21 protein-coding genes are annotated in these 22,717 nt (G+C 61.1%); 14 read left to right on the top strand and 7 right to left on the bottom strand.

The annotated features are described in order from the left end of the window. Positions 1–20: 20 nt before the first annotated feature. The 4 genes from JBE38_RS04990 to JBE38_RS04975 are packed head-to-tail and all read left to right on the top strand — an operon-like array spanning position 21 to position 2,724. On the top strand, positions 21–497 hold the full coding sequence (locus JBE38_RS04990) for a carboxymuconolactone decarboxylase family protein (protein WP_126844935.1): 477 nt from the start codon (positions 21–23) through the stop codon (positions 495–497). Further along, entirely contained in the window at positions 490–930 is a 441-nt protein-coding gene (locus JBE38_RS04985; protein ID WP_205343721.1) for a GNAT family N-acetyltransferase, read from the top strand. The genes JBE38_RS04990 and JBE38_RS04985 overlap by 8 nt, the downstream gene beginning before the upstream one ends. Next, complete coding sequence (locus JBE38_RS04980) at positions 927–1,520, top strand: FMN-dependent NADH-azoreductase (RefSeq protein WP_104993536.1); 594 nt, start codon at positions 927–929, stop codon at positions 1,518–1,520. The genes JBE38_RS04985 and JBE38_RS04980 overlap by 4 nt, the downstream gene beginning before the upstream one ends. A gap of 58 nt (positions 1,521–1,578) precedes the next feature. Beyond that, positions 1,579–2,724 (top strand): MalY/PatB family protein, encoded by a 1,146-nt coding sequence (locus JBE38_RS04975; protein WP_205343720.1) that lies wholly within the window; start codon positions 1,579–1,581, stop codon positions 2,722–2,724. A 50-nt stretch (positions 2,725–2,774) separates the two neighbouring features. On the opposite strand, the gene JBE38_RS04970 is transcribed toward JBE38_RS04975, so the two are convergent. After that, positions 2,775–2,990 carry a TOBE domain-containing protein gene (locus JBE38_RS04970; protein ID WP_060752785.1) on the bottom strand — a complete coding sequence of 72 codons (216 nt, stop codon included), beginning with the start codon at positions 2,988–2,990 and terminating at the stop codon, positions 2,775–2,777. 314 nt (positions 2,991–3,304) lie between these two features. On the opposite strand from JBE38_RS04970, the gene JBE38_RS04965 reads away from it, so the two are divergent. From JBE38_RS04965 to JBE38_RS04955, 3 genes are read left to right on the top strand one after another with little or no spacing between them, the layout of a single operon-like run. Beyond that, complete coding sequence (locus JBE38_RS04965) at positions 3,305–4,261, top strand: aliphatic sulfonate ABC transporter substrate-binding protein (RefSeq protein WP_205343719.1); 957 nt, start codon at positions 3,305–3,307, stop codon at positions 4,259–4,261. 10 nt (positions 4,262–4,271) lie between these two features. Next, on the top strand, positions 4,272–5,099 hold the full coding sequence (locus JBE38_RS04960) for an ABC transporter permease (protein ID WP_205343718.1): 828 nt from the start codon (positions 4,272–4,274) through the stop codon (positions 5,097–5,099). A 20-nt stretch (positions 5,100–5,119) separates the two neighbouring features. Continuing rightward, positions 5,120–5,812 (top strand): ABC transporter ATP-binding protein, encoded by a 693-nt coding sequence (locus JBE38_RS04955; protein ID WP_240202437.1) that lies wholly within the window; start codon positions 5,120–5,122, stop codon positions 5,810–5,812. Between the two features lie 66 nt (positions 5,813–5,878). Here JBE38_RS04955 and JBE38_RS04950 read toward each other — a convergent pair whose 3' ends face one another. The 5 genes from JBE38_RS04950 to JBE38_RS04930 all read right to left on the bottom strand — a co-directional run bounded on the left by JBE38_RS04950 (position 5,879) and on the right by JBE38_RS04930 (position 12,589). After that, positions 5,879–7,489 (bottom strand): GMC family oxidoreductase, encoded by a 1,611-nt coding sequence (locus tag JBE38_RS04950; protein ID WP_205343716.1) that lies wholly within the window; start codon positions 7,487–7,489, stop codon positions 5,879–5,881. 25 nt (positions 7,490–7,514) lie between these two features. Continuing rightward, on the bottom strand, positions 7,515–8,732 hold the full coding sequence (locus JBE38_RS04945; RefSeq protein ID WP_205343715.1) for a mandelate racemase/muconate lactonizing enzyme family protein: 1,218 nt from the start codon (positions 8,730–8,732) through the stop codon (positions 7,515–7,517). A gap of 1 nt (position 8,733) precedes the next feature. Further along, on the bottom strand, positions 8,734–10,044 hold the full coding sequence (locus JBE38_RS04940) for an MFS transporter (RefSeq protein ID WP_205343714.1): 1,311 nt from the start codon (positions 10,042–10,044) through the stop codon (positions 8,734–8,736). Positions 10,045–10,119: 75 nt separating this feature from the next. After that, entirely contained in the window at positions 10,120–11,544 is a 1,425-nt protein-coding gene (aldA, locus tag JBE38_RS04935) for an aldehyde dehydrogenase (RefSeq protein ID WP_205344004.1), read from the bottom strand. Positions 11,545–11,659: 115 nt separating this feature from the next. Next, positions 11,660–12,589 (bottom strand): LysR substrate-binding domain-containing protein, encoded by a 930-nt coding sequence (locus JBE38_RS04930; protein ID WP_081086943.1) that lies wholly within the window; start codon positions 12,587–12,589, stop codon positions 11,660–11,662. 284 nt (positions 12,590–12,873) lie between these two features. On the opposite strand from JBE38_RS04930, the gene JBE38_RS04925 reads away from it, so the two are divergent. Then, complete coding sequence (locus JBE38_RS04925) at positions 12,874–14,106, top strand: MFS transporter (RefSeq protein WP_205343713.1); 1,233 nt, start codon at positions 12,874–12,876, stop codon at positions 14,104–14,106. On the opposite strand, the gene JBE38_RS04920 is transcribed toward JBE38_RS04925, so the two are convergent. After that, the gene (locus tag JBE38_RS04920) at positions 14,044–14,958 is read right to left on the bottom strand and encodes a LysR family transcriptional regulator (RefSeq protein ID WP_205343712.1); all 915 of its coding nucleotides are present in this window, start codon (positions 14,956–14,958) and stop codon (positions 14,044–14,046) included. The two genes, JBE38_RS04925 and JBE38_RS04920, sit on opposite strands and share 63 nt — an antisense overlap. A 105-nt stretch (positions 14,959–15,063) precedes the next feature. Here JBE38_RS04920 and JBE38_RS04915 point away from each other — a divergent pair, with 105 nt between their 5' ends. The 6 genes from JBE38_RS04915 (at position 15,064) to JBE38_RS04890 (ending at position 22,635) form a co-directional block, all read left to right on the top strand. Further along, positions 15,064–15,945 carry a HalD/BesD family halogenase gene (locus JBE38_RS04915; RefSeq protein ID WP_205343711.1) on the top strand — a complete coding sequence of 294 codons (882 nt, stop codon included), beginning with the start codon at positions 15,064–15,066 and terminating at the stop codon, positions 15,943–15,945. Between the two features lie 51 nt (positions 15,946–15,996). Next, the gene (locus JBE38_RS04910; protein ID WP_090371311.1) at positions 15,997–17,223 is read left to right on the top strand and encodes a M24 family metallopeptidase; all 1,227 of its coding nucleotides are present in this window, start codon (positions 15,997–15,999) and stop codon (positions 17,221–17,223) included. Positions 17,224–17,516: 293 nt separating this feature from the next. Further along, the gene (locus JBE38_RS04905) at positions 17,517–19,151 is read left to right on the top strand and encodes an ABC transporter substrate-binding protein (RefSeq protein WP_205343710.1); all 1,635 of its coding nucleotides are present in this window, start codon (positions 17,517–17,519) and stop codon (positions 19,149–19,151) included. A 57-nt stretch (positions 19,152–19,208) separates the two neighbouring features. After that, positions 19,209–20,162 carry an ABC transporter permease gene (locus tag JBE38_RS04900; protein WP_060752771.1) on the top strand — a complete coding sequence of 318 codons (954 nt, stop codon included), beginning with the start codon at positions 19,209–19,211 and terminating at the stop codon, positions 20,160–20,162. After that, positions 20,159–20,995: an ABC transporter permease gene (locus JBE38_RS04895; RefSeq protein WP_060752770.1), complete on the top strand. Its 837-nt coding sequence runs from the start codon at positions 20,159–20,161 to the stop codon at positions 20,993–20,995. The genes JBE38_RS04900 and JBE38_RS04895 overlap by 4 nt, the downstream gene beginning before the upstream one ends. 2 nt (positions 20,996–20,997) lie before the next feature. Beyond that, on the top strand, positions 20,998–22,635 hold the full coding sequence (locus tag JBE38_RS04890; RefSeq protein ID WP_205343709.1) for a dipeptide ABC transporter ATP-binding protein: 1,638 nt from the start codon (positions 20,998–21,000) through the stop codon (positions 22,633–22,635). Positions 22,636–22,717 lie beyond the last annotated feature (82 nt).

Raw genomic sequence — 22,717 nt, 5'->3', positions numbered from 1 at the left:
TACTCCACACAGGATCGCCCATGAAACACCGACTCGATTACGCCCAAGCCGCTCCTGCGGGCTACAGTGCCCTCGGTTCAGTGCACCGCTACATCCACGGCTGCGGCCTGGAGAAAGAGTTGATTGACCTGGTGTACCTGCGGGTTTCCCAACTCAACGGCTGTGCCTATTGCCTGGACTCCCACTCCCGCGACCTGCTCAAACAGGGCATCGATCTGGAGAAGCTGATGCTGGTCGCCGCCTGGCATGAGGCCTCACCGCTGTTCACGCCGCGTGAATGTGCGGCCCTGGCCTGGGCCGAGGTGGTCACCCAGGTGGCGCAGACCCAGGTGCCGGACGCCGATTACACCAGGGTCTCGGCGCTGTTCAATGACAAGGAAGTGGCCGACCTGACCCTGGCGATCGCCCTGATGAACGCCTTGAACCGCGTCGCCATCAGCTTTCGCAAGGTGCCGGCCGCCGTCAAAGCCCATCGGGTGAATCAAGATCATGCATGAACAGGTCGAATTTGTGCCGATGCAGACTGAAGCCGACTGCATCGCAAGCTTTGCGGTAATGCAGCAACTGCGCCCGCACCTGAAGGATGCCGTCACCTTTGCCGAGCAGGTCCAACGCCAACAGCAGAACGGCTACCACCTGCTGGCCGCCCGAGAACAAGGTACGGTGATCGGCCTGATCGGTTACCGGCTGACGGAAAACACCTTGTATGGCCGCTTCATCTATGTCGACGATCTGGTCGTCGATGCGGCCTTGCAACGTCGTCGCCTCGGCGAACAATTGCTGGACCGCGTGCGCGAAGAAACCCGCGCACGCGGTTATCGTTACCTGGTATTGGACACCGGTATGCACATGGCCCTGGCCCAGCGCTTCTACTTCCGCCAGGGCCTGTTACCGCTTGGCATGCACTTCTCCCAGGATCTGAACCCATGACCCGTGCCCTGTTACTCAGCTTCAGCCCCCATGGCAAAGCCGCACACGGCTTCAAACTGGGCCGCGCCCTGCTGCGCGACCTGCTGCCGCAGGCCGAGGTCACCGAACGCGACTACGGCGGCCAGGCGTTGCCGCCGCTGACCCGCGAATACGCCGATGCCCTGACCACGCCTGGCGGCCTGAATGGCGACGCGACGGCAATGTCGGAACAGCTGATTGTTGAACTGGAAGCCTGCGACCTGCTGATCCTGTGCACCCCGGTACACAACTTCACCGTGCCGGCAGCGCTCAAGGCCTGGATCGACCATGTGGTGCGCATCCATCGCAGCTTCACGGTCAGCCCGCAGTTTGAAAAGGTCGGCCTGTTGCACGACCGGCGCACCTTTGTGCTGGTCAGCTCCGGCAATGCGCGCAAAGGCCACGAGCCGGACTTTCTCACGCCGTACCTGACCACCGTCCTGGCGACGATCGGCATTCGCTCGGTGGACTTTGCCTACCTGCCGGCCATGGTGCGCGGTGAAGCAGCGGTCAATCACGCCCTGGAACAGGCCCACCAACAACTGTCTGCGGCAATCAGCACTGGCCTATAAAATTAATGGCGCTAGAATCGGCGCCATTGTTTGCCCGCCTTCCTGATACGAGCCGCCCATGAGCTTTGATTTCGACACGATCCACCCACGCCTCGGCACCGGCAGCACCAAGTGGAACCGTTACCCGCCTGACGTGTTGCCGATGTGGATCGCCGACATGGATATTGCCGCACCACCGGCCGTGCTGCATGCCTTGCACGAGCGCCTGGACCAGCAGGTTCTGGGCTACAGCGTGGCCGGCCCGGATGTGCGCGAAGCCATCGTGGCCGACCTGTGGGCCAAGTACGCCTGGCGGGTGCAGCCGGACGAGTTGCTGTTCCTGCCCGGCGTCGAACCCGGCTTCAATATGGCGCTGCACGCCTTTGTGCAACCGGGCCAGGCGGTGGTGCTGCAGACCCCGAACTACCGCCCGATTCGCCTGGCACCCGGCCACTGGAACCTGCCACGCATCGAAGTACCGTTTGAACGGGTCGGCGCTGAATACCTCACCCCGCTGGCGACCCTGCAAAAGGCACTGAACGGTGCCGGCGCGCTGCTGTTGAGCAACCCGCATAACCCGATCGGCAAAGTCTTCCCCCGCGAAGAACTGCTGGCCGTGGCCAACGCCTGCCTGGAAAATGGCGCGTTGATCATCAGCGATGAAATCCACGCCGAGCTGTGCTTCGACGGCCGCCGCCACATCCCCACCGCCAGCCTCAGCCCTGAGATTGCCCAGCGCACCATCACGTTGATGTCGGCGAGCAAAGCCTACAACGTGGCCGGCCTGAAGACTTGTTTTGCCGTGGTGCAGAACGCCGAGGTCCGCGAACGCTTCAACAACGCGCGTTGCGGCATGGTCGACAGCGTCAGCCCCCTGGGCCTGGAAGCCACCCGCTCCGCCTACAGCGAATGCGCAGAATGGCTGGAGACCTTGGTCAAGTACCTGCAAGCCAACCGTGACTACCTGCTCGACGCCGTGCAAACCCGCCTGCCGGGCGTGGTGATGCATGCCCCGCAAGGCACCTTCCTGGCCTGGCTGGATTGCAGCGCCCTGGGCCTGGACGACCCGCAGCAATTCTTCCTGGAACAGGCCAAGGTCGGCTTGAGTGCGGGGATCGAATTCGGCGATGACAGCCAACAATTCGTGCGCCTTAACTTCGGTTGCCCACGGTCGATGCTGGAAGAAGGCGTGCAACGCATGGAGCGCGCCCTGCGTCATCGCTGACACGCAGAGCGCCTGGGCGGTGTTCCCACACAAGGCGTGGGAACGCGCGGTCAGAGCTTGGCGATCGACACTTCCGTCGACTTCACAAAAGCGATGACCTCACTGCCGACCTTCAATTCCAGATCACGCACCGAACGGGTGGTGATCACCGAAGTGACGATGCCGGATGCAGTCTGCACGTCGATTTCGGACACCACTTCACCCTGCAGTATTTCCTTGATCACGCCCTTGAACTGGTTGCGCACGTTGATCGCTTTAATGGTCATGTCGGCTTTCCTTTAGCTGTTGGGTCAATCCGCACGAATGCGCAGGCCCTCAAGATGCAGCAACGGAGAAAAACACAAAAGGAATATATAACTATTTATTTATTCCTTATGGATATATTTAGAAGTGTTGCCCAGCAAACAGTGATTCAACAATCTGCCCCTCTCAGCACAGTAATCATCCCGCCACCCCCCGCCAATACGCTGCCGAACCCGCTGGCACAGAGACTGCATATTCCCGAAAAGCATGATGGAACATGCCGACTAATTTTCTAAGCATAAGAAAATTTCCTTCCCATGCCTTTCGGAGCGGTTCCATGAAACCCATTACCCAACGCTTATTGGGCGTCTTCGCCCTCGCGCTGTGCCTGCAACCAAAGGCGTTTGCCGCCGAGACAGATCCGGCCCAAGTCAACCTCGACTACGCCTACTATTCGCCCGTCAGCCTGGTGCTCAAGCATTTCGGCTGGCTGGAGCAGGCCTTGCCGAACTCCAAGGTCGGCTGGGTATTGAGCCAGGGTAGCAACCGGTCACTGGAGTACCTCAACAGCGGCGGCGTCGACTTCGCGTCTTCCGCCAGCCTGTCTGCGGTGTTGAGCCGCGCCAATGGCAGCCCGATCAAATCGGTGTACGTATACAGTCGCGCCGAATGGACGGCCCTGGTGGTGCGCAAGGACTCGCCGCTTAAAAATCTCACCGACCTCAAGGGCAAGAAAATCGCCGCCACCAAGGGTACCGACCCGTACCTGTTCACCCTGCGCAGCCTGCAAAAGGCCGGGCTGAACAAGGACGATGTGGAATTGGTGCACCTGCAACACCCGGATGGCCGCACCGCCCTGGAGAAAGGCGACGTCGACGCCTGGGCCGGTCTCGATCCGCATATGGCCGCCAGTGAAATCCAGGCCGGTTCGCGCCTGCTCTATCGCAACAAGGACTTCAACAGTTATGGCGTGGTCAGCGTTACCGAGACGTTCGCCAAGGAGCATCCGCAAACCATCACCAAAGTGCTCGGCGCCTACGAGAAAGCCCGCGACTGGGCCGTGAAGCACCCGGATGAATTCGCCAAGCTGCTGGCCGACGAGTCGGGCTTGCCGTTGGAAGTGGCCAAGTTGCAACTGTCGTGCACCGACTTGAGCACACCGTTCCTGAGCAGCAAGGATGTCGTGTCATCCAAGGCCGCGGCGCCGATCCTGGTGTCTGAAGAACTGGTGCGGCGCGGGGTGAACGTGGACCAGGTGATCGACCAGTTGATCGACACCTCGTTCAGTCAATAAGGGGCGCGGGATGACCAGCAAGACCCAGATTTTGCCGCTGACGCCACCGCAGGTGATCAACCGCAGCGCCTGGCCACGCAGGCTCAAGGGCCTGGTGTTGCCGGTGCTGATCCTGCTGATCCTGGAAGGGGTAGTCCGGGTGGGTTGGTTGCCGTCGTACCAGATGCCGGCGCCCAGCGAAATTGCCGTGACCCTGACGCAGCTGGCCGAGGGCGCGCTGTGGAAGCACATCAGCGCCAGCCTGGGCCGGGTGCTGCTGGGCTTTGCCATCGGCGCCGGGCTGGCCCTGGTATTTGCCGCCTGGGTAGGGTTGAGCCGTGAGGCCGAAGCTTACCTGGAGCCGACGTTCGCCGGGTTGCGTTCGATCCCGAGCTTGGCCTGGGTACCGCTGTTGCTGTTGTGGCTAGGTATCGATGAAACCTCGAAGATTGTGCTGATCGCGATTGGCGCGTTCTTCCCGGTGTACCTCAATGGCGTCGCGGCCATTCGCGATATCGATCGCAAGCTGGTGGAAGTGGGCCAAATGTATGGCTTCAGTCGACGCCGATTGGTACGCCGCATCCTCCTGCCCGCCGCCCTGCCCGGCTTGTTTACCGGTTTGCGCAGCGGCTTGAGCCTGGCGTGGATGTTCCTGGTGGCGGCTGAACTGATCGCAGCCACCAAGGGCTTGGGCTACCTGCTCAGCGATGGGCGCGAAACCTCACGGCCGGACATCGTGCTGGCGGCGATCATCGTATTGGCGCTGTTGGGGAAGGTCAGCGATGGCCTGCTCGCGGCGCTGGAAAAGCGCTGCCTGGCGTGGCGCGATACCTTCAACGGTCAAGGAGCGGAGCAGTGACTGTATCGCCGTTATTGGATATGCGCGTGGAGCGAAAGAGCTTCAGCGACACCGTGGTGTTGAGCGACGTGAGTCTGGTCTTGCAACCTCGCGAAACCGTGAGCCTGCTGGGGCCAAGCGGCTGTGGCAAAAGTACGCTGTTGCGTATCGTCGCCGGGCTGGACAAGGACTATCAGGGAGAACTGCGCAGCCCGGATGGAGAAGTCGCATTTGTGTTCCAGGAACCGCGCCTGATGCCCTGGCTGACGGTGGAGCAGAACATCGGTTTCAGCGACGACAACCACTACGATAAAGCCTGGGTCACGCAATTGATCGAGGAAGTCGGCCTCAAGGGCTTTGCCCAGGCGCTGCCCAAGGCATTGTCCGGGGGCATGGCGCAACGAGTGGCCATCGCCCGTGGCCTGTATTCGCGACCGCAGGTCTTGCTGCTGGATGAACCGTTCAGCGCGGTGGATGCGTTTACCCGCATGAAGCTGCAGGACTTGCTGCTGCAACTGGCCGAGCACCACGCCATCGCGTTGCTGTTGGTCACCCACGACGTGGACGAGGCGCTGTACTTGAGTGATCGGGTGCTGGTGATGGGCAACCGGCCAAGCAGCATTCGCAAGGCCTTGGCGGTGGACCTGCCGCACCCCAGAGACCGCCGTGATCCAATGCTGGCGCAGCTCAAAGCGTTGTCCCTGACGCAATTGCAGCGAGCGCACGTGATCTGATCCAGTAGCGGGCGGTCGGACCCTAATGCCAGCCAGGCGAGGCGCAACGCTGTCACTGTGGCTGCCTCAAGCATCCTGCAAAATCAGATCCGCGCCCTTCTCCGCCACCATCAACACCGCCGCATGGGTATTGCCCGAAGTCACATTCGGGAAGATCGACGCATCGACAATGCGTAATCCGTCCAGTCCATGCACCTTCAAGCGCTTGTCCACCACCGATGTACGCGGGTCCGAGCCCATGGCGCAGGAGCCGCAGAGGTGGTAGATCGAGCCGCTGTTTTCGCGAAAGTATTGCAGCATCTGCTCATCGCTCTGCACCGCCGCGCCGGGTAGAACCTCGGCCACCGTGATGCCCTTGAGCGCAGGCGCCTGCATGATCTTGCGCATCAATCGACTGCCCTGGATCACCTCATCGATGTCCTTCTGGGTGCTCAGGTAGTTGGGGTCGATCAGCGCTGCATCACGCGGGTTTTTCGAGGCTATGCGGATGGTGCCGCGGCTGGTGGGCCGACACGGATTGAAGCACAGCAGGAATCCGGAGTACGGCTCGGGCTTGAGGCTGGCCTTGTTGTTTTTCGGAATCTGGTAGGACAGCGGGTTGAAGTACAGCTGCAGGTTCGGGTCAGTCTGCTCGGCGTTTCCACGGAAGAACCCACCGGCCTGGTTGACGCTCATCGCCAGCGCGCCCTTTCGCGTGAACAGGTACTTGAGGCCCAGCTTCAGTTGGCCGAACAGCGAGCCAAGTTGGTCGTTCAGCGTCGGGATATTGGCCTTGTAGTAGTAGCTGACGCACAGGTGGTCCTGCAGGTTTTCGCCCACGGCCGGCAGGTGCTTGACCAGCGGGATATTGTGTTCAGCGAGCAGTTGTTGATCCGCCACACCGGACAATTGCAGGATTTTCGGCGTGTCCACCGCACCGGCACACAGGATGACCTCCTTGCGTGCGGTAAAGGTGCGAGCCACGCCGTGCTGAGTCACGCTGATGCCCGTGGCGCGCTGCTGGTCGTCGAACAGCACGCGGTCGACCAATGCGTGCAGTTCCACCGTCAAATTGGTACGGCCCAGCGCCGGATGCAGGTGCGCAAAACTGCTGGAGCAGCGCTCGCCATTGCGCGTGTTGACGTCATACAGGCCCGCGCCTTCAAAGTTCGGGCCGTTGAAGTCATCGCTCAAGCCATAACCGAGTTGCTCGCAGCCTTTGAGAAACACGTTGCAAATCGGGTGGGTATGGCCCTTCATCGGTGTGATGCTGATGGGGCCACTGCCACCGTGATACTCGGTGTCACCCAAGGGGTGGTTTTCCAGCTTGCGAAAGTACGGCAGCACGTCCGCAAAACTCCAGCCGTCGTTGCCATTCGCCGCCCAGTCATTGAAGTCATGGGCCTGGCCGCGCACGTAGATCATTGCGTTGATCGAGCCCGAGCCACCCTGTACCTTGCCGCGAGGCGCATAGATAGCCCGATCGGCCAACTGCTTTTGCGGCTGGCTGTAGTACATCCAGTTGAAGGTCGGGTTGTAATACATCTTGGCGAAACCGACCGGGATCTTGAACCACCAGGAACTGTCCTTGCCGCCGGCTTCGAGCAGCAACACGGAGTATTTGCCCGAAGCGGACAGCCGGTTGGCCAGGACGCAGCCTGCGGCGCCAGCACCGGCGATGATGTAGTCATATGTCATTCACGGTTACCGCGTAAGTCGTTTTTTAGCCCTTGGCGGGCGAAGTGTCTTTGACGTCAGCCGGGGTTGGCGCCATTTGCAGGTGCAGGCGTTCGCCGGTATACGGCGTATGCTTGCGCACCACGTCCATATTCAGCTCCACGCCAAGCCCGGGTTCGGTGGACGGGATGATGTAGCCGTCTTCCCATTGCAGCGGCCTGGTCAGCACCTCGGCGTGGAAACCACCCCAGGTCATGATGCTTTCCTGGATCAGGAAGTTCGGCGTACAGGTCGCCAGCTGGAAACTCGCCGCCGCGCCAATCGGCCCGTTGTAGAGGTGAGGCGCGATCTGCGCGTAATAAGCCTCGGCCATGCTCGCGATCTTCTTGGCTTCCAACAGCCCGCCACAGCGCGCCACGTTCATTTGCAGAATCGAAGCGCCGCCGGCTTGCAGCAGCTTGAAAAATTCGTACTTGGTGGTCAGGCGCTCCCCCGTGGCAATGGGGATGCTGGTCTTGGCCGCAACCTGGGCCATCGCGTCTTCCTGGCCTGGCGGCACCGGTTCTTCGAACCACAGCGGGTCGTATTTCTCCAGACGCTTGGCCAGGCGGATGGCCGACGACGGCACCATCTGCCCGTGGGTGCCGAACAGCAGGTCGCACCGGTCACCCACCGCTTCACGGATCTTGCGGCAGAAGGTCTCGCAACGCTCCAGCACTTGCAGCGAGACCTGGTGACCGGAATAAGCGGTGTACGGTCCGGCCGGGTCGAACTTCAGCGCGGTAAAGCCTTTGTTCATGTTCTCGATGGCGCATTCGGCCGCCAGGTCCGGGTCGTCATAGTCATACTCGCCCTTGCTGTTGACCGGGTACAGGTAGGTGTAGGAACGCAAGCGCTCGTTGACCTTGCCACCCAGCAACTCGTAGACCGGCTTGTTGGCGGCCTTGCCGATGATGTCCCAGCAGGCCATTTCCAGGCCGCTGACCACGCCCATCATGGTCAGGTCCGGGCGCTGGGTGAAACCGCTGGAATAGGCCTGACGGAAAAACCGCTCGATGTGGTGCGGGTCATGGTTGAGCAGGTAGCGCTCGAACACATCCTCAATGATCGGCAGCATGGCCTTGGGGCCGAAGGTGGCGGCGTAAATCTCGCCGACGCCTTCAATGCCACAGTCGGTCTTGAGCTTGACGAACAGCCAGTACATCCCGCCAATGTGCGGCGGTGGTACGGCAACGATATGGGTTTCAAGGGCGACGATTTTCATCTCAGGCACCTGTCCGGTTGAATTTTTTACGGTTGATCCGGGCGCGCAAGGTCAGGGCCGCCAGGGTCCCGAGCACGCCGATAAAGGCGATGTAGCCGAAATACAGGGTGTAGCCGGCTTTGCCCGGGTAGGTCTCGGTCAAGTAGCCGTTGATCAAGGGGATAAAGGTGTCGGGCAAGTAACCCACCACCGACACAATGCCGATGGCCAGGCCGGTGATGCGTAGCGGAATGTCGCAGCTGTCGAGGATCGCCCAGTACAGGCCGCGAATCGCGTAGGTCATCAGTCCGATAAAGATCACCGTGCCGATCAGCAGGCCCAGGCTGTTGAACGCAGGGAAGACGATCAGCCCGAGCATGGCCAGGGTCACCAGCACCAACGCGACAATCAGCACCGAAATGTTCGAGAACTTGTCCCCCAGCCAACCGCCACCGATGCCGCCGATGGGGCGCATCCACAGCTTGATGGTCGTGATGGTGCCGGCCATCACGGCGGTCATGCCGCTGCCTTGCAGGTAGTCGGAAAAACTGTAGGTGGCCCAGAACATGTGGTAACCGCAGAACACGATGGCGGTCACCAGCCACAGTTCAGGGATCGTCACCAATGTCGTCAGGTCGGTGATCAGGTTGAACTTGCCCTTCTCCACCGCTGCCGTTTCGGCCAGGGACTTGGGGTCTTTGAGCAAGACCAATCCGCAGCCGATGGCGATGCAGATAAACGAGTACAGGTACACCACCTGCTTGAAACCTTCAGCCGCCGACCGGCTTTGCGTTTCGGTTGCATAGGCAAACAGCCCCAGGGCCACGGTCGCCAACAAGGCTTCCACCAGGCCGCGCCCGCCGTCGAGAATGCCGAAGAAACGGCCCTGTTCAGAGGGGTGCGCAATCATCTTCACGCGCTTGAGCACCGAGGCCCAAAAAGTCAGGCCGGTGGTCAGCCCCCAGCAAGCGAAGATGATCATCAAGCCGGTCATCGACGGCACGCTGGCGTACCACAAGCCCAATGCACCGGTCGCGACCAGCGAGAAAAAGATCAAAAAGCGCGGCGGCAGACGGTCGGCCAGCCAACCGCTGGGCAAGTAGCTGAGCAAAAAAACCGTGCCGAGCATGGAGTACAGATAACCCAGCTCGCTGTGGTTGATCTGGAACACATCGAGCATGGTGGTCTGGTAGACCTGGCGCAGGTAGAGGATCGGGTAGATCGCCCCCGCCGCCAGTACCAGTAATAGCAGTTGGAAATAGCGACTGGCTTTGTCGCTGCTTGCCACGGACACGGCAACGGAACCCTGGGCAACAGGTGCAGGCTTGGACATCGTGTAGACCTCGGGCGCCCGATGCGCGGGTGCCCTGATAATTGTTTTTATTAAAGGTGCAGCGGTGTGCTTGGCTCAGTACTTCATGACCACCAAGCGGGTCTGGGTGAACTCCAGCATCCCGTGCTTGCCGTCGTCGCCGCCCAGCCCTGAGCGTTTCCATCCGGCGTGAAAACCCTGGTAGGGGTCCGCCGGGGTCCGATTGACATACAACTCGCCGGCCTCGATCGCGTTCGCCACCTTCATTGCCGTGCGGTAGTTCTCGGTGTAAAGCACCGACGACAGACCGAACTGGTGGTCGTTGGCCATCGCCAGCGCCTCATCGATGTCGCGGTACTTGAGCACCGGCAGCACCGGGCCGAAGATTTCTTCCTGGATGATTTCCATGTCCTGGCGGCAATGGCTGAGCAAGGTCGGCGGATAGAAATGCCCAGGGCCGTCGGGCAGCACGCCGCCTGTTTCCAGTACAGCACCGGCGGCAACGGCGCGCTCGACCATGGCGTGAATATTCTTGCGGGAACTGGCGTTGGCCAGCGGGCCCATCAGGCTTTCGTCGTTGGCACGGTCGCCGAATTTCACTGCGCTGATTTTGGTTTTCAGCAGTGCGAGGAACGCGTCATGGACCGCCTCGTGCACATACACCCGCTCCACCGCCGTACACAGCTGGCCGCAGTGCGTGGTCTTGGACGCGACGATGGCGCTGGCGGCCTTTTCCAGGTCGGCATCGGCTTCGATGATCGCCGGCGTCTTGCCGCCCAGTTCCAGGGACGGCTTGGCGATGTTGGCCTTGCAGTAATCGAGCACGATACGCCCGGCATTCACGCTGCCGGTTAGGGTAATCAGGCCGACCGCCTTGTGCGTGCAGACGCTGGCTGCGGTGGCGTGATCCATGGTCAGGATGTTGATCACACCGGCTGGAATCCCGGCATTGACCACCGCTCTGGCGATTTCAAACGCCGACAGCGGCGTGTTGTTGCTCGGGCGCACCACCACCGTGTTACCGGCGATCAACGCCGGAGCGATCTTGCGCAGCAAGGTATACACCGGATAGTTGAACGGAATCAGGCAAGCCACCACGCCAATCGGTTCGCGTTGCAGGAACAGGTTTTCGTCCGGCGTGTCGCTGGGGATGATCTCGCCTTCGATACGGCGCGCCCATTCGGCATGGTAACGGGTGATCTGCGCGGCGTAGCGTGCTTCGTTGCTCGCGTCACTGAGGCTTTTACCGGACTCCCTGGCCAGGGCCGTGCCGATGGCTACGGCGTGGCTGTCCAGGGCATCGGCCAAGGCGCGAAGGTGCTCGGCGCGCTCGATGCTGGTGAGCTTGCCCCAGGTTTTCTGGGCGACGGCAGCCGCGTCGACGGCAGCGATGGCCTCGTCGGCGCTGGCGGCACTGACGTGACCGGCGAGGGTTTCATCGGCAGGGTTGTAGACGGCGATCAGGGCATCGCTGGCCGGTTCGACGAACTGGCCGTTGTAGAAATTGCGCTCGAATTGCATGTGGTTTGCCCAACGTTGTTGTTTTGCGAGTGACATGCAGTTTTGTCGTTGTATGGAGGGCGGGCAAACGACTTATTGGGTGGGGTAACATGCGAAAAATGCAGGTTAGGGGTAATCAACCCGCCGCCGTAGACGGCTCCAACTGCCGCTGTGCCAACCAGATCTCCTCCTGCAACCATCGCTCGAACACCTGCAACTGCGGCATATCCGTCTGCTCGGGTCGGGTCACCAGCCAATACGACTGATGCCCCTCCACATGCACATTCAACACCTGCGTCAACTGCCCACTGGCCAGTTCCGCCGCGACCATATGCCAATCCGCGATGGTAATCCCCAACCCATCCGTCGCCGCCCGGATCGCCAGGTCCAGCAGGTCGAATTCATACCCGCCCTGCGTATCCACCCCATGAATCCGCGCCGCATCCAGCCAGTGCTTCCAGGTCAGGTAACGCTGGTCCTCATTGGCCAGCACATGCAGCAAGGTCATGCGATTCAGATCCACGCCATCGCTGCATTCGCGGGCATACAGCGAGGGCGCACACACCGCGATATGCCGCTCCTGGATCAACAAGGAACTGTCCAGCCCGTCCCACTCACCATTGCCAAACCGAATCGCGCAATCGAGCGTACTGGTCTGTGCCAGGCTGTCTTGCAAGCACGTGGTAATGCTCAGTTCCAACTCAGGGTGCGCCTCACGCAAGCGCCCCAGGCGCGGCATCAACCAGCGACTGGTGAACGTCGGCGGTGCGTTGATGTGCAGGCGGTTGGAGTGGGTTTTCTGCTGGATGCTACGCACCGTCAGCTCGATCTTGTCGAAGGACTGGTGCAGCGCGCGCAGCAGCACGCGCCCGGCGCTGGTGAGTTCGAGGTGATGATGGCGGCGCTCCAACAGACTCTCGCCCAATTGTTCTTCAAGCTGGCGCACCTGGCGGCTGACTGCGCTCTGGGTCACGTTCAACAATTCCGCTGCCCGGGTAAAGCTGCCGGTGCTGCCGGCGACTTCGAAGGCTTTGAGGGCATTGAGACCGGGCATTTTACGTTTCATGGAGGGCACTCGACAGCAACTGACAAGGAAGCGAATTCCCACGGCACCGCAGGAAAATTTTCACACAACATACCTTTTTGTATCAGTTCAGCGGTAGCACCCAGCATCGCTGAAAAACACTCGGTTTTAATCTCCCGCGTCGTTTTTCGACGGTTAGCGTCGTTATCGAATAAATAGCACGCGTATTACGCATGCACACTAAGACAATTAAGCATTGGTGACTGACCTGCCACAAAAGTTAGTCTGGCTGAAAACTTACTCACTTATTAACTTCGGGCCGCAGCATGTCGACAACAACTTTCTCATCGCGACGAAGTATCGGGCTGCTGGCACTTGTGTTCACCGCCTGCAATGCAACCACCCACGGTTTCAGTATTTTCCTGTATTCGGCGTTATTGCCGCAGATCCGTGAGTTATTTGAGTTGAGCTACAGCCAGGCCGCGCTGATTGCCGCGCTGCTGCAACTGTTCTACATGGGCGCTTCGATTGCCAGCGGCATCGCCGCCGCGTGGGTAAACCCGCGCACCATGGTGCGCCTGACGATCGTATTGAGCCCGGTCCTGCTGGCGCTGGCCGTCGCCACGCCGTGGGTGCTGCCGTTTGCGCTGTGCCTGGCACTGGTGTCGGCGTGCGCGGTGTCGAACTGGAACGCGATTGCAGCCTTGGCCCGTGAGGTGATCCCCGCCAGCCACCGTAGTCGTGTATTAGGGTTGGCATCGTCGGGAGCGGCCTTTGCAATCTGCTTGAACGGGCTGCTGATTGCAGGCTTGCAGGGCTTGACCTTGCGCCAATTCTGGTTGATTTGCGCAGGTTTAACGCTGCTGGTCACCCTGCTGACGCTCTGGGCCTTGGCGCCCCACGCAGAGCAGGCGCCCCGCTCCGCGACGCCGCCCACCTTCAGCGAGGTCGCCAGGCAATGGCTGCGCCTGTGCCTTGAGCAACCGGTGGCCCTGCAGATTGTGCTGCTCAGCGGGTTTATCGGCGCGATCAGTGGGCCGTTTCTCAATTTTCTATCGGCGTTTGCCAGCGATCAATTGCAGGCCAGCGCCACCGTGACCGGTACGCTGTGGACGCTGATCGGCATCGGAGGCGCCGTCGGCGGGCTGCTGCTCGGGGCGCTGGCCGATCGCTGGGGCGCGCTGAGGGTCATGGCGCTGAGTATCGGTGCCTTCGGCCTGGCCATGCTCGGCCTGCTGAGCCATCCCAGCCTGCTGCTCAGTGTGTGGGCAGCCGCCTTGTTCGCTCTGTTTTATTTCCCGTCCTGGGGCTTGATGGCGGCCTACCTCAGTGCCCGCCTGAACCCGGTGCACAGCCTGCAGGTGGTGAGCCTGAGCATGGTCAGCTATGGCCTGGCCAGCGCCGCGGCTAATGCACTGTGCGGCGGGTTGTTGCAGGTCAGCGGCGAGTTTGCCGTGGTGCATGCCTGGATCACCGGCTGGGTGCTGGCCAGCCTGCTATTGCTCAAGCGTATGGCTCGTGCGAAGGCTGTCGAAGTGCCGGTGTTGCCGACTCCCTGAATCGCCTAACTGACGTTGTAGAATCTGCACCAGTGCGTCCACTTCCGGTACCTGGCAACCGGTTGAGCGCCAGAACATCAGGCGCGCCGGGGCAATCGGCGGAAAGCCCTGGCGCTCGTCCAGAATCTGCCAGCCCTGCGGCACTAAACGCCGCGCCATGACGCCCACGGACAATCCTTGCTCGATGGCAATCGCAATCCCGCGCGGGCTCTGGCTGGTGTAGACCACTTGCCAAGAGCGCCCCGCGTGGGCCAGCGCCTGCACGGCATTGGCCCTGAATGCGCAGCCCTCGGCGTATACCGCGAGCGGCACCGACTGGCGCCCCACCGCACTCCAGCTCGGTGCCGCGACCCACGCCAGCGGCTCATCGCACAGGTACTCCCCGGGCTGCAAGCCAGCATGCTCAACGCCTAACACCAGGTCCAGCTCGCCGCGCAGCAAGCGGCCGACCAGCGCAGTCGACATTTCGCAGCAGACATCCGGACGCACCTGGGCAAACTGTGCCTGGAAATCCTTGAGCATCCCGCCCAGGCAGTATTCGGCGTAATCCTCGGGCATGCCCAAGTGGATACACACCTGCTCGTTGGGCAATTGCGCGGCACTGATCGCCTCGACGTGCAGCTTGAGGATTTGCCGGGCATAGATCAGAAAGGTTTCCCCGCTTGGCGTGAGGCCAATGGAGCGGCTGGTGCGATGGATCAGTGGCGCGCCGACAATCTCTTCGAGTCGTTGCAAGCTCTGGCTGACGGTGGACTGAGTTTTATGCAGGCGCTCGGCGGCAGCCGAAAAACCCTGGCACTCGATAATTGCCACAAACACTTTAAGTAAGCTGCCATCCAGTTCGCCTGACATAACTATCGCCCCTGCCGATGGATTCGATCACAACTTGTAATTTCCACTTCAAACCGCTTTACGCAACTATCGACTCAACACCACCACCGACTTCAGGAGCCGTGTATGAGTCTTAAACTTGCCGATGCCGAAACCGGCGATATCAGCGACATCGTTAATACCGAACTCTATCCCATACATGATTCGGGCCATGTTCAATTACGCACACTCATTGAACACGCCCGCGCCGAACTGGCTGAGGACGGTTGCTGCCTGCTGAAGAACTTCCTGCGCCCACAAGTACTGGAGCAGGCGCGCCAGGAAGGCCAGGCGCTGTCGGGCAAGACCTTTTATTCGGTGCGCAAAGTCAACGCCTACTTCACCGAGGATGACCCCAGCCTGCCCCAGGATGATCCGCGTCGCACATTCATGGAGCGCACCAGCGGCTTTGTGACCCGCGACATGATCGCTCCTGACGCGATCATTCACCGGCTGTACGTCTCCCCCATGATGAAACGCTTTATCGGCGCCTGCCTGGATGAACCGGAGATTTTCGAATACGCCGACCCCTTCGCCGGGCTGGTGATCAACGTCATGCCCGAGGGCACCGAACAGCCTTGGCACTTCGACACCAACGAATTCATCGTCAGCATGATGACCCAGAAGCCCGAGGCCGGCGGCCGGTTCGAGTACGCGCCGATGATCCGCTCGCGCAGCCAGGAAAACCTGGGTGCCGTCGGCAAAGTGGTGCGCGGTGAAGACCGCTCGCGCGTGCAGGAACTGGAGCTCAACCCCGGCGACTTGCAGATCTTCAAGGGCCGCTTCTCGGTGCACCGCGTGACCCGCGTGGAAGGCAGCATCGAACGCAACACGGCGATTTTCGCCTACTCGGAAAAGCCCGGGATCATCGGCCGCGCCCAACGTACCAAACAGCTTTACGGACGCCTGTCCGAAGCGCATCTGCAAGCCGAACGCAACCTGGTACGCAGCGACCAGTTGCTCGATTGATTGACCTCTCCAAAAACTCAAAAAACCGTATTTGCCCTGCGAGGAATCCCCATGAGTCTGTCCGGCCCGAACCGCAACCCCGCCGACTGTGAACCCACCTATGACGAGATCCAGCAGATCCAGCTGGACCGCCTGCAACGGGTACGCAACGAACTGAAAAAACGCGACTACGCCGCCTGTGTGCTGTTCGACCCGACCCACATGCGCTACGCCACCGGCTCGCGCAACATGCAGGTGTACTCGGCCCGCAACCCGGCACGCTATGCGTTTATCCCGGCGGAAGGCCCGGTGGTGGTCTTCGAGTTCGGCGGCTGCCTGCACTTGGCCGAAAACCTGAACACCGTCGATGAAGTCCGCCCGGCCAAAGCGATTTCCTACTATTTTTGCGACAGCTTCCTGAGCAACGTCACCGCCGACTGGGCCGCCGAGATTGATGAGCTGGTGCGACAGTGCGGTGGCGGTAAACGCATTGCGATTGAAAGTGCCACTTCGGCCGCCGCATTCGAGCTGCAACGCCTCGGCTATCAAGTGTTCGACGCCCAGGAGCCGCTGGAGCGAGCACGCTGCATCAAGGTGCCCAATGAGCTGAAGATGATCCGCGCCAGCCTGCGCGCCACCGAAGCCGGAGTGCGCCTGATGGAAAGCCGATTGGTGCCCGGCATCACCGAAAACCAGCTGTGGTCGCACCTGCACCAGCATGTCATCGCCACCGACGGCGACTATGTGGAAACACGCCTGCTGTCATCCGGCCCACGAACCAACCCATGGTTTCAGGAATGCAGCACGCGGCCGATCGAAGCCGGTGACCTGGTGGCGCTGGACACCGATGTGGTTGGGCGCTTCGGTTATTACGCGGACTTTTCCCGCACCTTCCTGTGCGGCGACCAGGCGGCCACCGCCAAACAGCAGGAGCTGTACAAACTCGCCTATGAGCAGGTGCAAACCAACGTTGAAATGCTCAAGGCCGGACGCAGCTTCAAGGAATACGCAGAGATGGCCTGGAAGATTCCCGAGCATTACAAGAACAATCGTTATTTCGCGCTGGTGCACGGGGTTGGCATGACCGGTGAATACCCTTATGTGGTGCACCGTGAGGACATCGATGCGCTGGGTTACGACGGTGTGTTCGAAGCCGGCATGACCATCTGCGTGGAGAGTTACATTGGCCACGACGACGGCGGCGAAGGCGTGAAGCTCGAAGAACAGATCTACATTCACGAGCACGGCATCGAGCTGCTCTCCGATTACCCATTCGATGCGCGCCTGTTGCCACGCTGAACCGATCCAGCCATACAGGCGGCCCTGGGACGGATCTGTAACATGCATTTATAGAAGGTTACTGCGCAGAATTTGTCGTTTGTCCATCGTTGCGCAAATGACAAAACTGCGGGCATCTCTAATAAAAACAACATGAGAGCTGCCCTATGTCCTATCCCATTGCCCGCCTCCTGACTTCGTTTTGCCTTGTTCTTCTGCCGGCTTCACAGAGGTCCGTGCTGCGCCGTTGCTGCGCCTGCCACTGACCCTTGCGGTTCAACAAAAACGCATATTCGCAAGTACCGGAGAGGCTTATGAAAGACCTGACTACCCTGGGCGGCACCCTGCCGCATCCAGCCGTTGACAACCTGTGTGCCCAAGTCAAAAGCGGTGAGATAAACCGCCGCCAATTTTTGCGTACCGCCGCACTGCTGGGCGTTACCGTCGCCAGCGCCAGCACCTTCCTGGGCTCGGCCCTGTTGGGCAACGAGGCTCAGGCCGCTGATGCCACGCCCGCGCGCCAAGGCGGCAGCCTGCGCTTTGCCTGTGCGATCCAGGAAATCCAGGACCCGATGCTGATCACCTGGATCGAAGCTTCGAACCTGCTGCGCAATTCCCTGGAATACCTGACCTGGGTCGACGCCGACAACATCACCCACCCTTACCTCGCCGAAAGCTGGAGCCCGTCCGAAGACCTCACCACCTGGACCTTCAACCTGCGCCAGGACGTGACGTGGAGCAACGGCGAGCGTTTCAACGTCGACGACGTGCAACACAACATCGAACGTTGGATTGCCGCCGACTCCAAGTCGGTCAACCGCACTGCGTTCCAGGACATCAAAGCCTTCGAAAAAGTCGGGGACTACCAGTTCCGCCTGCACCTCAAACGGCCCATTCTGGCGATCCCGGAGATGCTCAACGCCTTCACCTGCGCCATTGTGCACCGCAGCTTCAAGGCGGGTGATGACTGGGCGAAAAATCCGCTGGCCACCGGGCCGTTCAAGCTGGTCTCATTCGCGGTGAACAAGCAGGCCACCTTCGCCAAGCGTGCCGATTACTGGGGCAAGCCCGCCAACCTCGACGAACTGCGCTACATCGACATGGGCACCGACGTGTCCACTCACCTTGCGGCCTTGCAGGCCGGCCAGGTTGACGTGTTGTACCGGGTGACCGTGGCCGAACTGGACCTGGCCAAGCGCCTGCCCGGCGCACAGTTGCTCAGTTGCAAATCCGCGCAAACCGTCGTGATGCGCATGGCCTGCGACCAGAAACCGTTCACCGACCTGCGCATCCGCAAAGCCGTGGTGCTGTGCGCCGACAACGCGCAGATGCTGAAGATCGCCTACCGTGGCATGGGCACCCTGGGCGAGGACCACCATGTAGCGCCCTCCCATCCTGAATATTTCCCGCTGCCCAAGCGCAACCGCGACGTGGCGCAAGCCAGGAAATTGCTCGCCGAAGCCGGCTTTCCCAATGGCCTGGACATCGACCTGATCGTCGGCAATACCCAGGGACGCTATGAGCAGGACTGCGCACAGATCCTGCAGCAGAATTGCCTGGAAGCCGGGATACGCATCAACCTCAAAGTGGTGCCCGCCGCTCAATACTGGCCGATCTGGGACAAGGCCGCGTTCAGCCTCACCTACTGGGCCCATCGCCCGCTCGGAGTGATGTCATTGGAACTGGCTTATCGCGGCGGCGGCGCCTGGAACGAAAGCCACTACAGCGACCCGGCTTTCGATGCCGCGCTGGATAAGGCCATGGGCATCATCGACCCGCAGCAACGCGCGGTGGCCATGCAAAGCGTCGAGCAGATCCTGCAAGACGCCTGCGTGATCGTGCAGCCGTTCTGGGGTGACAAGTTCACGGCGGTGAGCAAAAAGGTCCAGGGTTTCCAGGTACACCCCTCTGACTTCTATCCCATGGGTAACGTCTGGCTGAGCGCTTGAGTCAACACTGCCCGCACAGGCGGGCAGGTCTCCCATCATTCGTCGGAGCATGCACCCATGGCTCATTTTCTGTTGCGTAAATTATTGGCGCTGGTGGCAACCCTGTTATCGGTGTCACTGATCGTGTTCCTGGCCCTGGAACTGAACATCGAAGACGTCGCGATCAACGTCCTCGGCCCCTACTCCGCCGCCGACCAACGTACGGCGTGGCTGGTGGAACACGGCTACAACCAACCCTTTGTGTGGCGCTACCTGCTGTGGCTCAAGGATTTTGTCAGCGGCGACTGGGGCACCTCGGTGTACTTTCGTGAGTCGGTGATCAAACTGTTGCTGCCCAACCTGGCACAGACTCTGACCCTCGCCGGGCTGGCCCTGCTGGTGATGGTGCCCGTGGCGCTGACCCTGGGCGTGCTGGCCGGCATTCGCCAGGGCTCGCTGCTTGACCGGTTGGTGTCGTTCCTGTCGATCGTCACCACGTCGATTCCCGACTTTGCCAGCGCGGTGTTCGTCTCGGCACTCTTTGTGTTCTGGCTCAACTGGCTGCCCGGCGTCAGCAGCATGAGCGAGGGCTTCAGCGCGGTGCAACTGGTCCTGCCGTTGATGGTGCTGTGCCTGTTCGGCATCGGCTACCTGGCGCGCATTACCCGGGCGTCGATGGTCGAAGTGATGCAGTCACCGTACATCCGCACGGCCCGCCTCAAAGGCGCCTCGACCGCACGCATCGTGATGCGCCATGCGCTGCGTAATGTGCTGATCGCCCCCATCACCGTGATCATGTTGTACATCCCGTGGCTGCTGTCCAACGTCATCGTGGTCGAGGTGTTCTTCGCCTACAAGGGCTTCGGCTCGCTGCTCTACACCGCATCGCTGAACCATGACGTGTACCTGATCGAAGCCTGCGCGATGGTCAGTGCGGTGGTCGTGGGCATCACCAAGATCTTCTCGGACCTGGCCTACACCTGGCTCAACCCGCGCATCACCCTGCGCAGTCTCGGCGGAGGTACCCGATGAACCGTCTTCAAGCCTTCAAGCACCCCTTGGCGTTGCTCGGCCTGCTGTTGGTCGGCAGTTGGGTGGTGACCGCGTTGCTGGCGCCGTGGCTCGCGCCCCATGATCCACTGGAAAGCTTCACGCCACTGCTCACGCCAATGACGGCCGGCGACAACGGCCAGAGCTTCCTGCTGGGCACCGACATGATCGGCCGAGACATTCTCTCGCGGTTGATCTGGGGCACGCGCACGGTGCTGTTCTGGTCGATCCTCGCCACCCTCACCGCGTTCGCCGTCGGCATTGCCATGGGCCTGTGTGCCGGTTACTTCAATGGCTGGGTCGACGCGGTGCTGTCGTATGTGGCCGACACCGTGCTGTCGTTCCCGGTACTGGTGCTGTACATCGTGATCATCATCGCCCTCGGCGCCTCGGCCGTGAACATCCTGATTGCGGTGACCTTCACCAGTGCCCCGGCCATCTTCCGGATCATGCGCGCATTGACCATCGACATTCGTTCGCGCGACTACGTACTCAGCGCCATCACCCAAGGCGAAGGTTCATTGCGCATCATGTTGGTGGAGATCCTGCCCAATTGCGGCGGGCCCTTGATAGTCGATTTCTGCCTGCGCATCGGCTACACCGCGATCATGATCGGCGCCTTGGGTTTTCTCGGCCTCGGCCTGCCGCCACCGACCCCGGACTGGGGCGGCATGATCAACGACGGCCGCGCCATGGCCATCGCCTTTCCGCACCTGGTGATCTTTCCGTGCATCGCCATCTCCACGCTGATGCTGGGCCTGAGCCTGCTCGCGGACGGCCTGGATGAACACGCCCAGCAAGGCGCAAGGAGTTGAACATGAACCCAGAACCCGTATTGCGTGTGCAAGACCTGACGATTGAACTGCCCACCGGCGCCGACCGCCGCCACGCCGTGCACGGCATCAGCCTGGAGGTGCGCAAGGGCGAAATCCTCTGCGTAATAGGCGAGTCCGGTTCAGGCAAGTCGGTCCTGTCGGCGGCGATCATGGGCGACTACGCCAAGGGTCTGCGGCATGCCGGTGGGGTGATCGACTTTCTCGGTGACGACATCTGCAGCCTGGATGAAAGCCGTTTGCGCGCACTGCGCGGTAACCGCATCGCAATGATTTTCCAGGAACCCATGGCTGCGTTGAACCCCGCGATTCGCATCGGCAAACAAGTCGAGGAAATCTTTGATATCCATGCGCCACAGATGCCTCAGCGCGAACGCCAGGAACGCATGCTCGCGCTGCTCGAATCCACCCAACTGCCCGACCCGCCGCGCATCGCCAACAGTTTCCCCCACCAGCTGTCCGGCGGCCAATGCCAACGGGTCGTGATCGCCATGGCCCTGGCAATGAACCCGGACTTGTTGATCGCTGACGAACCGACGACGGCCCTCGACGTGACCACCCAGGCCCAAGTGTTGAAATTGGTGCGCGACCTGCGAGGGCGCGGTCAACACGGCATTCTGTTTATCACCCACGACTTCGGGGTCGTCGCGCAGATTGCCGATCGCATCGCCGTCATGGAAGGTGGCCGTCTGGTGGAAATCGGCGAACGGGACCAAGTGTTGAATGCCCCCGCCCACGCCTATACACGCAAGCTGATTGCCGCGGTACCGGCGCTGCATCCCGAACTGCGCACACCTTGTGCCGACGGCGAAATGGCGCTGCGTATCGAGCGCCTGACCAAAACCTATAACGTCGGCGGCAGCTCAGTGGCGGCGCTGCGCAATGTGTCGCTGAACCTGCCAAAGGGCAAGACACTGGCGCTCGTCGGTGAGTCCGGCTCAGGCAAAAGCACCCTGGTCAAGGCGGCAATCCGCCTGGTAGACAGCGACAGTGGGCATGTGTGGGTCGGCGATAGCGACTTCCTGGGCTTGCGCGGCTCGGCCCTGGCGGCCAATCGGCGCCGCATCCAGATGATTTTCCAGGACCCGTACGGCTCGCTCAACCCGCGCCACCGGGTGGGCGACATCATTGCCCGCGCCGCGCGACTGCGAGGGTTGTCCGCCAAAGATGCGTGGACCGAAGCCGGTGACTTGCTCGAACAGGTCGGCCTCAAGCGTGACGCCCTCAAGCGCAAGCCCCGGCAGTTTTCCGGGGGCCAGCGCCAGCGCATCGGCATCGCCCGGGCCCTGGCCATGCGCCCGGAAGTGCTGATCGCCGACGAAAGTGTGTCGGCACTGGATGTGTCAGTGCAAAAGCAAGTGCTGGAGTTGCTGGCCGAACTGCAGAAGCAGTTGAACCTGAGCATCCTGTTTATCACCCACGACCTGCGCGTGGCGGCGCAGATCAGCGACCACATTGCGGTGATGCGGCAAGGCGAAGTGGTGGAATACGGCAGCGCCGAACAGGTCTTGCTCAGGCCACGGAACAGCTACACCCAGGCCCTTCTCGCGGCGGCACCCGGCGCCTGCGAGTTACCCGCCGCCGGGCCGCCCTTGAGGCTGATCCACCCCAACGCGCACTGAGTCCAAGCCTTTTCCCTGCGTCGCAGCATTTGCTGCGGCAACGGGCTGCTGTTGCCCAAAAAAAACTAAAAACGAGAGTAAA

The sequence above is a fragment of the Pseudomonas sp. ICBG1301 genome (genome assembly GCF_016918385.1).
Lineage (GTDB): Bacteria > Pseudomonadota > Gammaproteobacteria > Pseudomonadales > Pseudomonadaceae > Aquipseudomonas > Aquipseudomonas palleroniana.
This window is presented reverse-complemented; position numbering and strand designations above follow the sequence as displayed.

Bases quoted from the DNA above. Each gene is read 5' to 3' on its own strand.
- JBE38_RS04990 (WP_126844935.1), top strand. From the start codon at position 21: ATGAAACACCGACTCGATTACGCCCAAGCCGCTCCTGCGGGCTACAGT.
- JBE38_RS04985 (WP_205343721.1), top strand. From the start codon at position 490: ATGCATGAACAGGTCGAATTTGTGCCGATGCAGACTGAAGCCGACTGC.
- JBE38_RS04980 (WP_104993536.1), top strand. From the start codon at position 927: ATGACCCGTGCCCTGTTACTCAGCTTCAGCCCCCATGGCAAAGCCGCA.
- JBE38_RS04975 (WP_205343720.1), top strand. From the start codon at position 1,579: ATGAGCTTTGATTTCGACACGATCCACCCACGCCTCGGCACCGGCAGC.
- JBE38_RS04970 (WP_060752785.1), bottom strand. From the start codon at position 2,990: ATGACCATTAAAGCGATCAACGTGCGCAACCAGTTCAAGGGCGTGATC.
- JBE38_RS04965 (WP_205343719.1), top strand. From the start codon at position 3,305: ATGAAACCCATTACCCAACGCTTATTGGGCGTCTTCGCCCTCGCGCTG.
- JBE38_RS04960 (WP_205343718.1), top strand. From the start codon at position 4,272: ATGACCAGCAAGACCCAGATTTTGCCGCTGACGCCACCGCAGGTGATC.
- JBE38_RS04955 (WP_240202437.1), top strand. From the start codon at position 5,120: ATGCGCGTGGAGCGAAAGAGCTTCAGCGACACCGTGGTGTTGAGCGAC.
- JBE38_RS04950 (WP_205343716.1), bottom strand. From the start codon at position 7,489: ATGACATATGACTACATCATCGCCGGTGCTGGCGCCGCAGGCTGCGTC.
- JBE38_RS04945 (WP_205343715.1), bottom strand. From the start codon at position 8,732: ATGAAAATCGTCGCCCTTGAAACCCATATCGTTGCCGTACCACCGCCG.
- JBE38_RS04940 (WP_205343714.1), bottom strand. From the start codon at position 10,044: ATGTCCAAGCCTGCACCTGTTGCCCAGGGTTCCGTTGCCGTGTCCGTG.
- aldA (WP_205344004.1), bottom strand. From the start codon at position 11,544: ATGCAATTCGAGCGCAATTTCTACAACGGCCAGTTCGTCGAACCGGCC.
- JBE38_RS04930 (WP_081086943.1), bottom strand. From the start codon at position 12,589: ATGAAACGTAAAATGCCCGGTCTCAATGCCCTCAAAGCCTTCGAAGTC.
- JBE38_RS04925 (WP_205343713.1), top strand. From the start codon at position 12,874: ATGTCGACAACAACTTTCTCATCGCGACGAAGTATCGGGCTGCTGGCA.
- JBE38_RS04920 (WP_205343712.1), bottom strand. From the start codon at position 14,958: ATGTCAGGCGAACTGGATGGCAGCTTACTTAAAGTGTTTGTGGCAATT.
- JBE38_RS04915 (WP_205343711.1), top strand. From the start codon at position 15,064: ATGAGTCTTAAACTTGCCGATGCCGAAACCGGCGATATCAGCGACATC.
- JBE38_RS04910 (WP_090371311.1), top strand. From the start codon at position 15,997: ATGAGTCTGTCCGGCCCGAACCGCAACCCCGCCGACTGTGAACCCACC.
- JBE38_RS04905 (WP_205343710.1), top strand. From the start codon at position 17,517: ATGAAAGACCTGACTACCCTGGGCGGCACCCTGCCGCATCCAGCCGTT.
- JBE38_RS04900 (WP_060752771.1), top strand. From the start codon at position 19,209: ATGGCTCATTTTCTGTTGCGTAAATTATTGGCGCTGGTGGCAACCCTG.
- JBE38_RS04895 (WP_060752770.1), top strand. From the start codon at position 20,159: ATGAACCGTCTTCAAGCCTTCAAGCACCCCTTGGCGTTGCTCGGCCTG.
- JBE38_RS04890 (WP_205343709.1), top strand. From the start codon at position 20,998: ATGAACCCAGAACCCGTATTGCGTGTGCAAGACCTGACGATTGAACTG.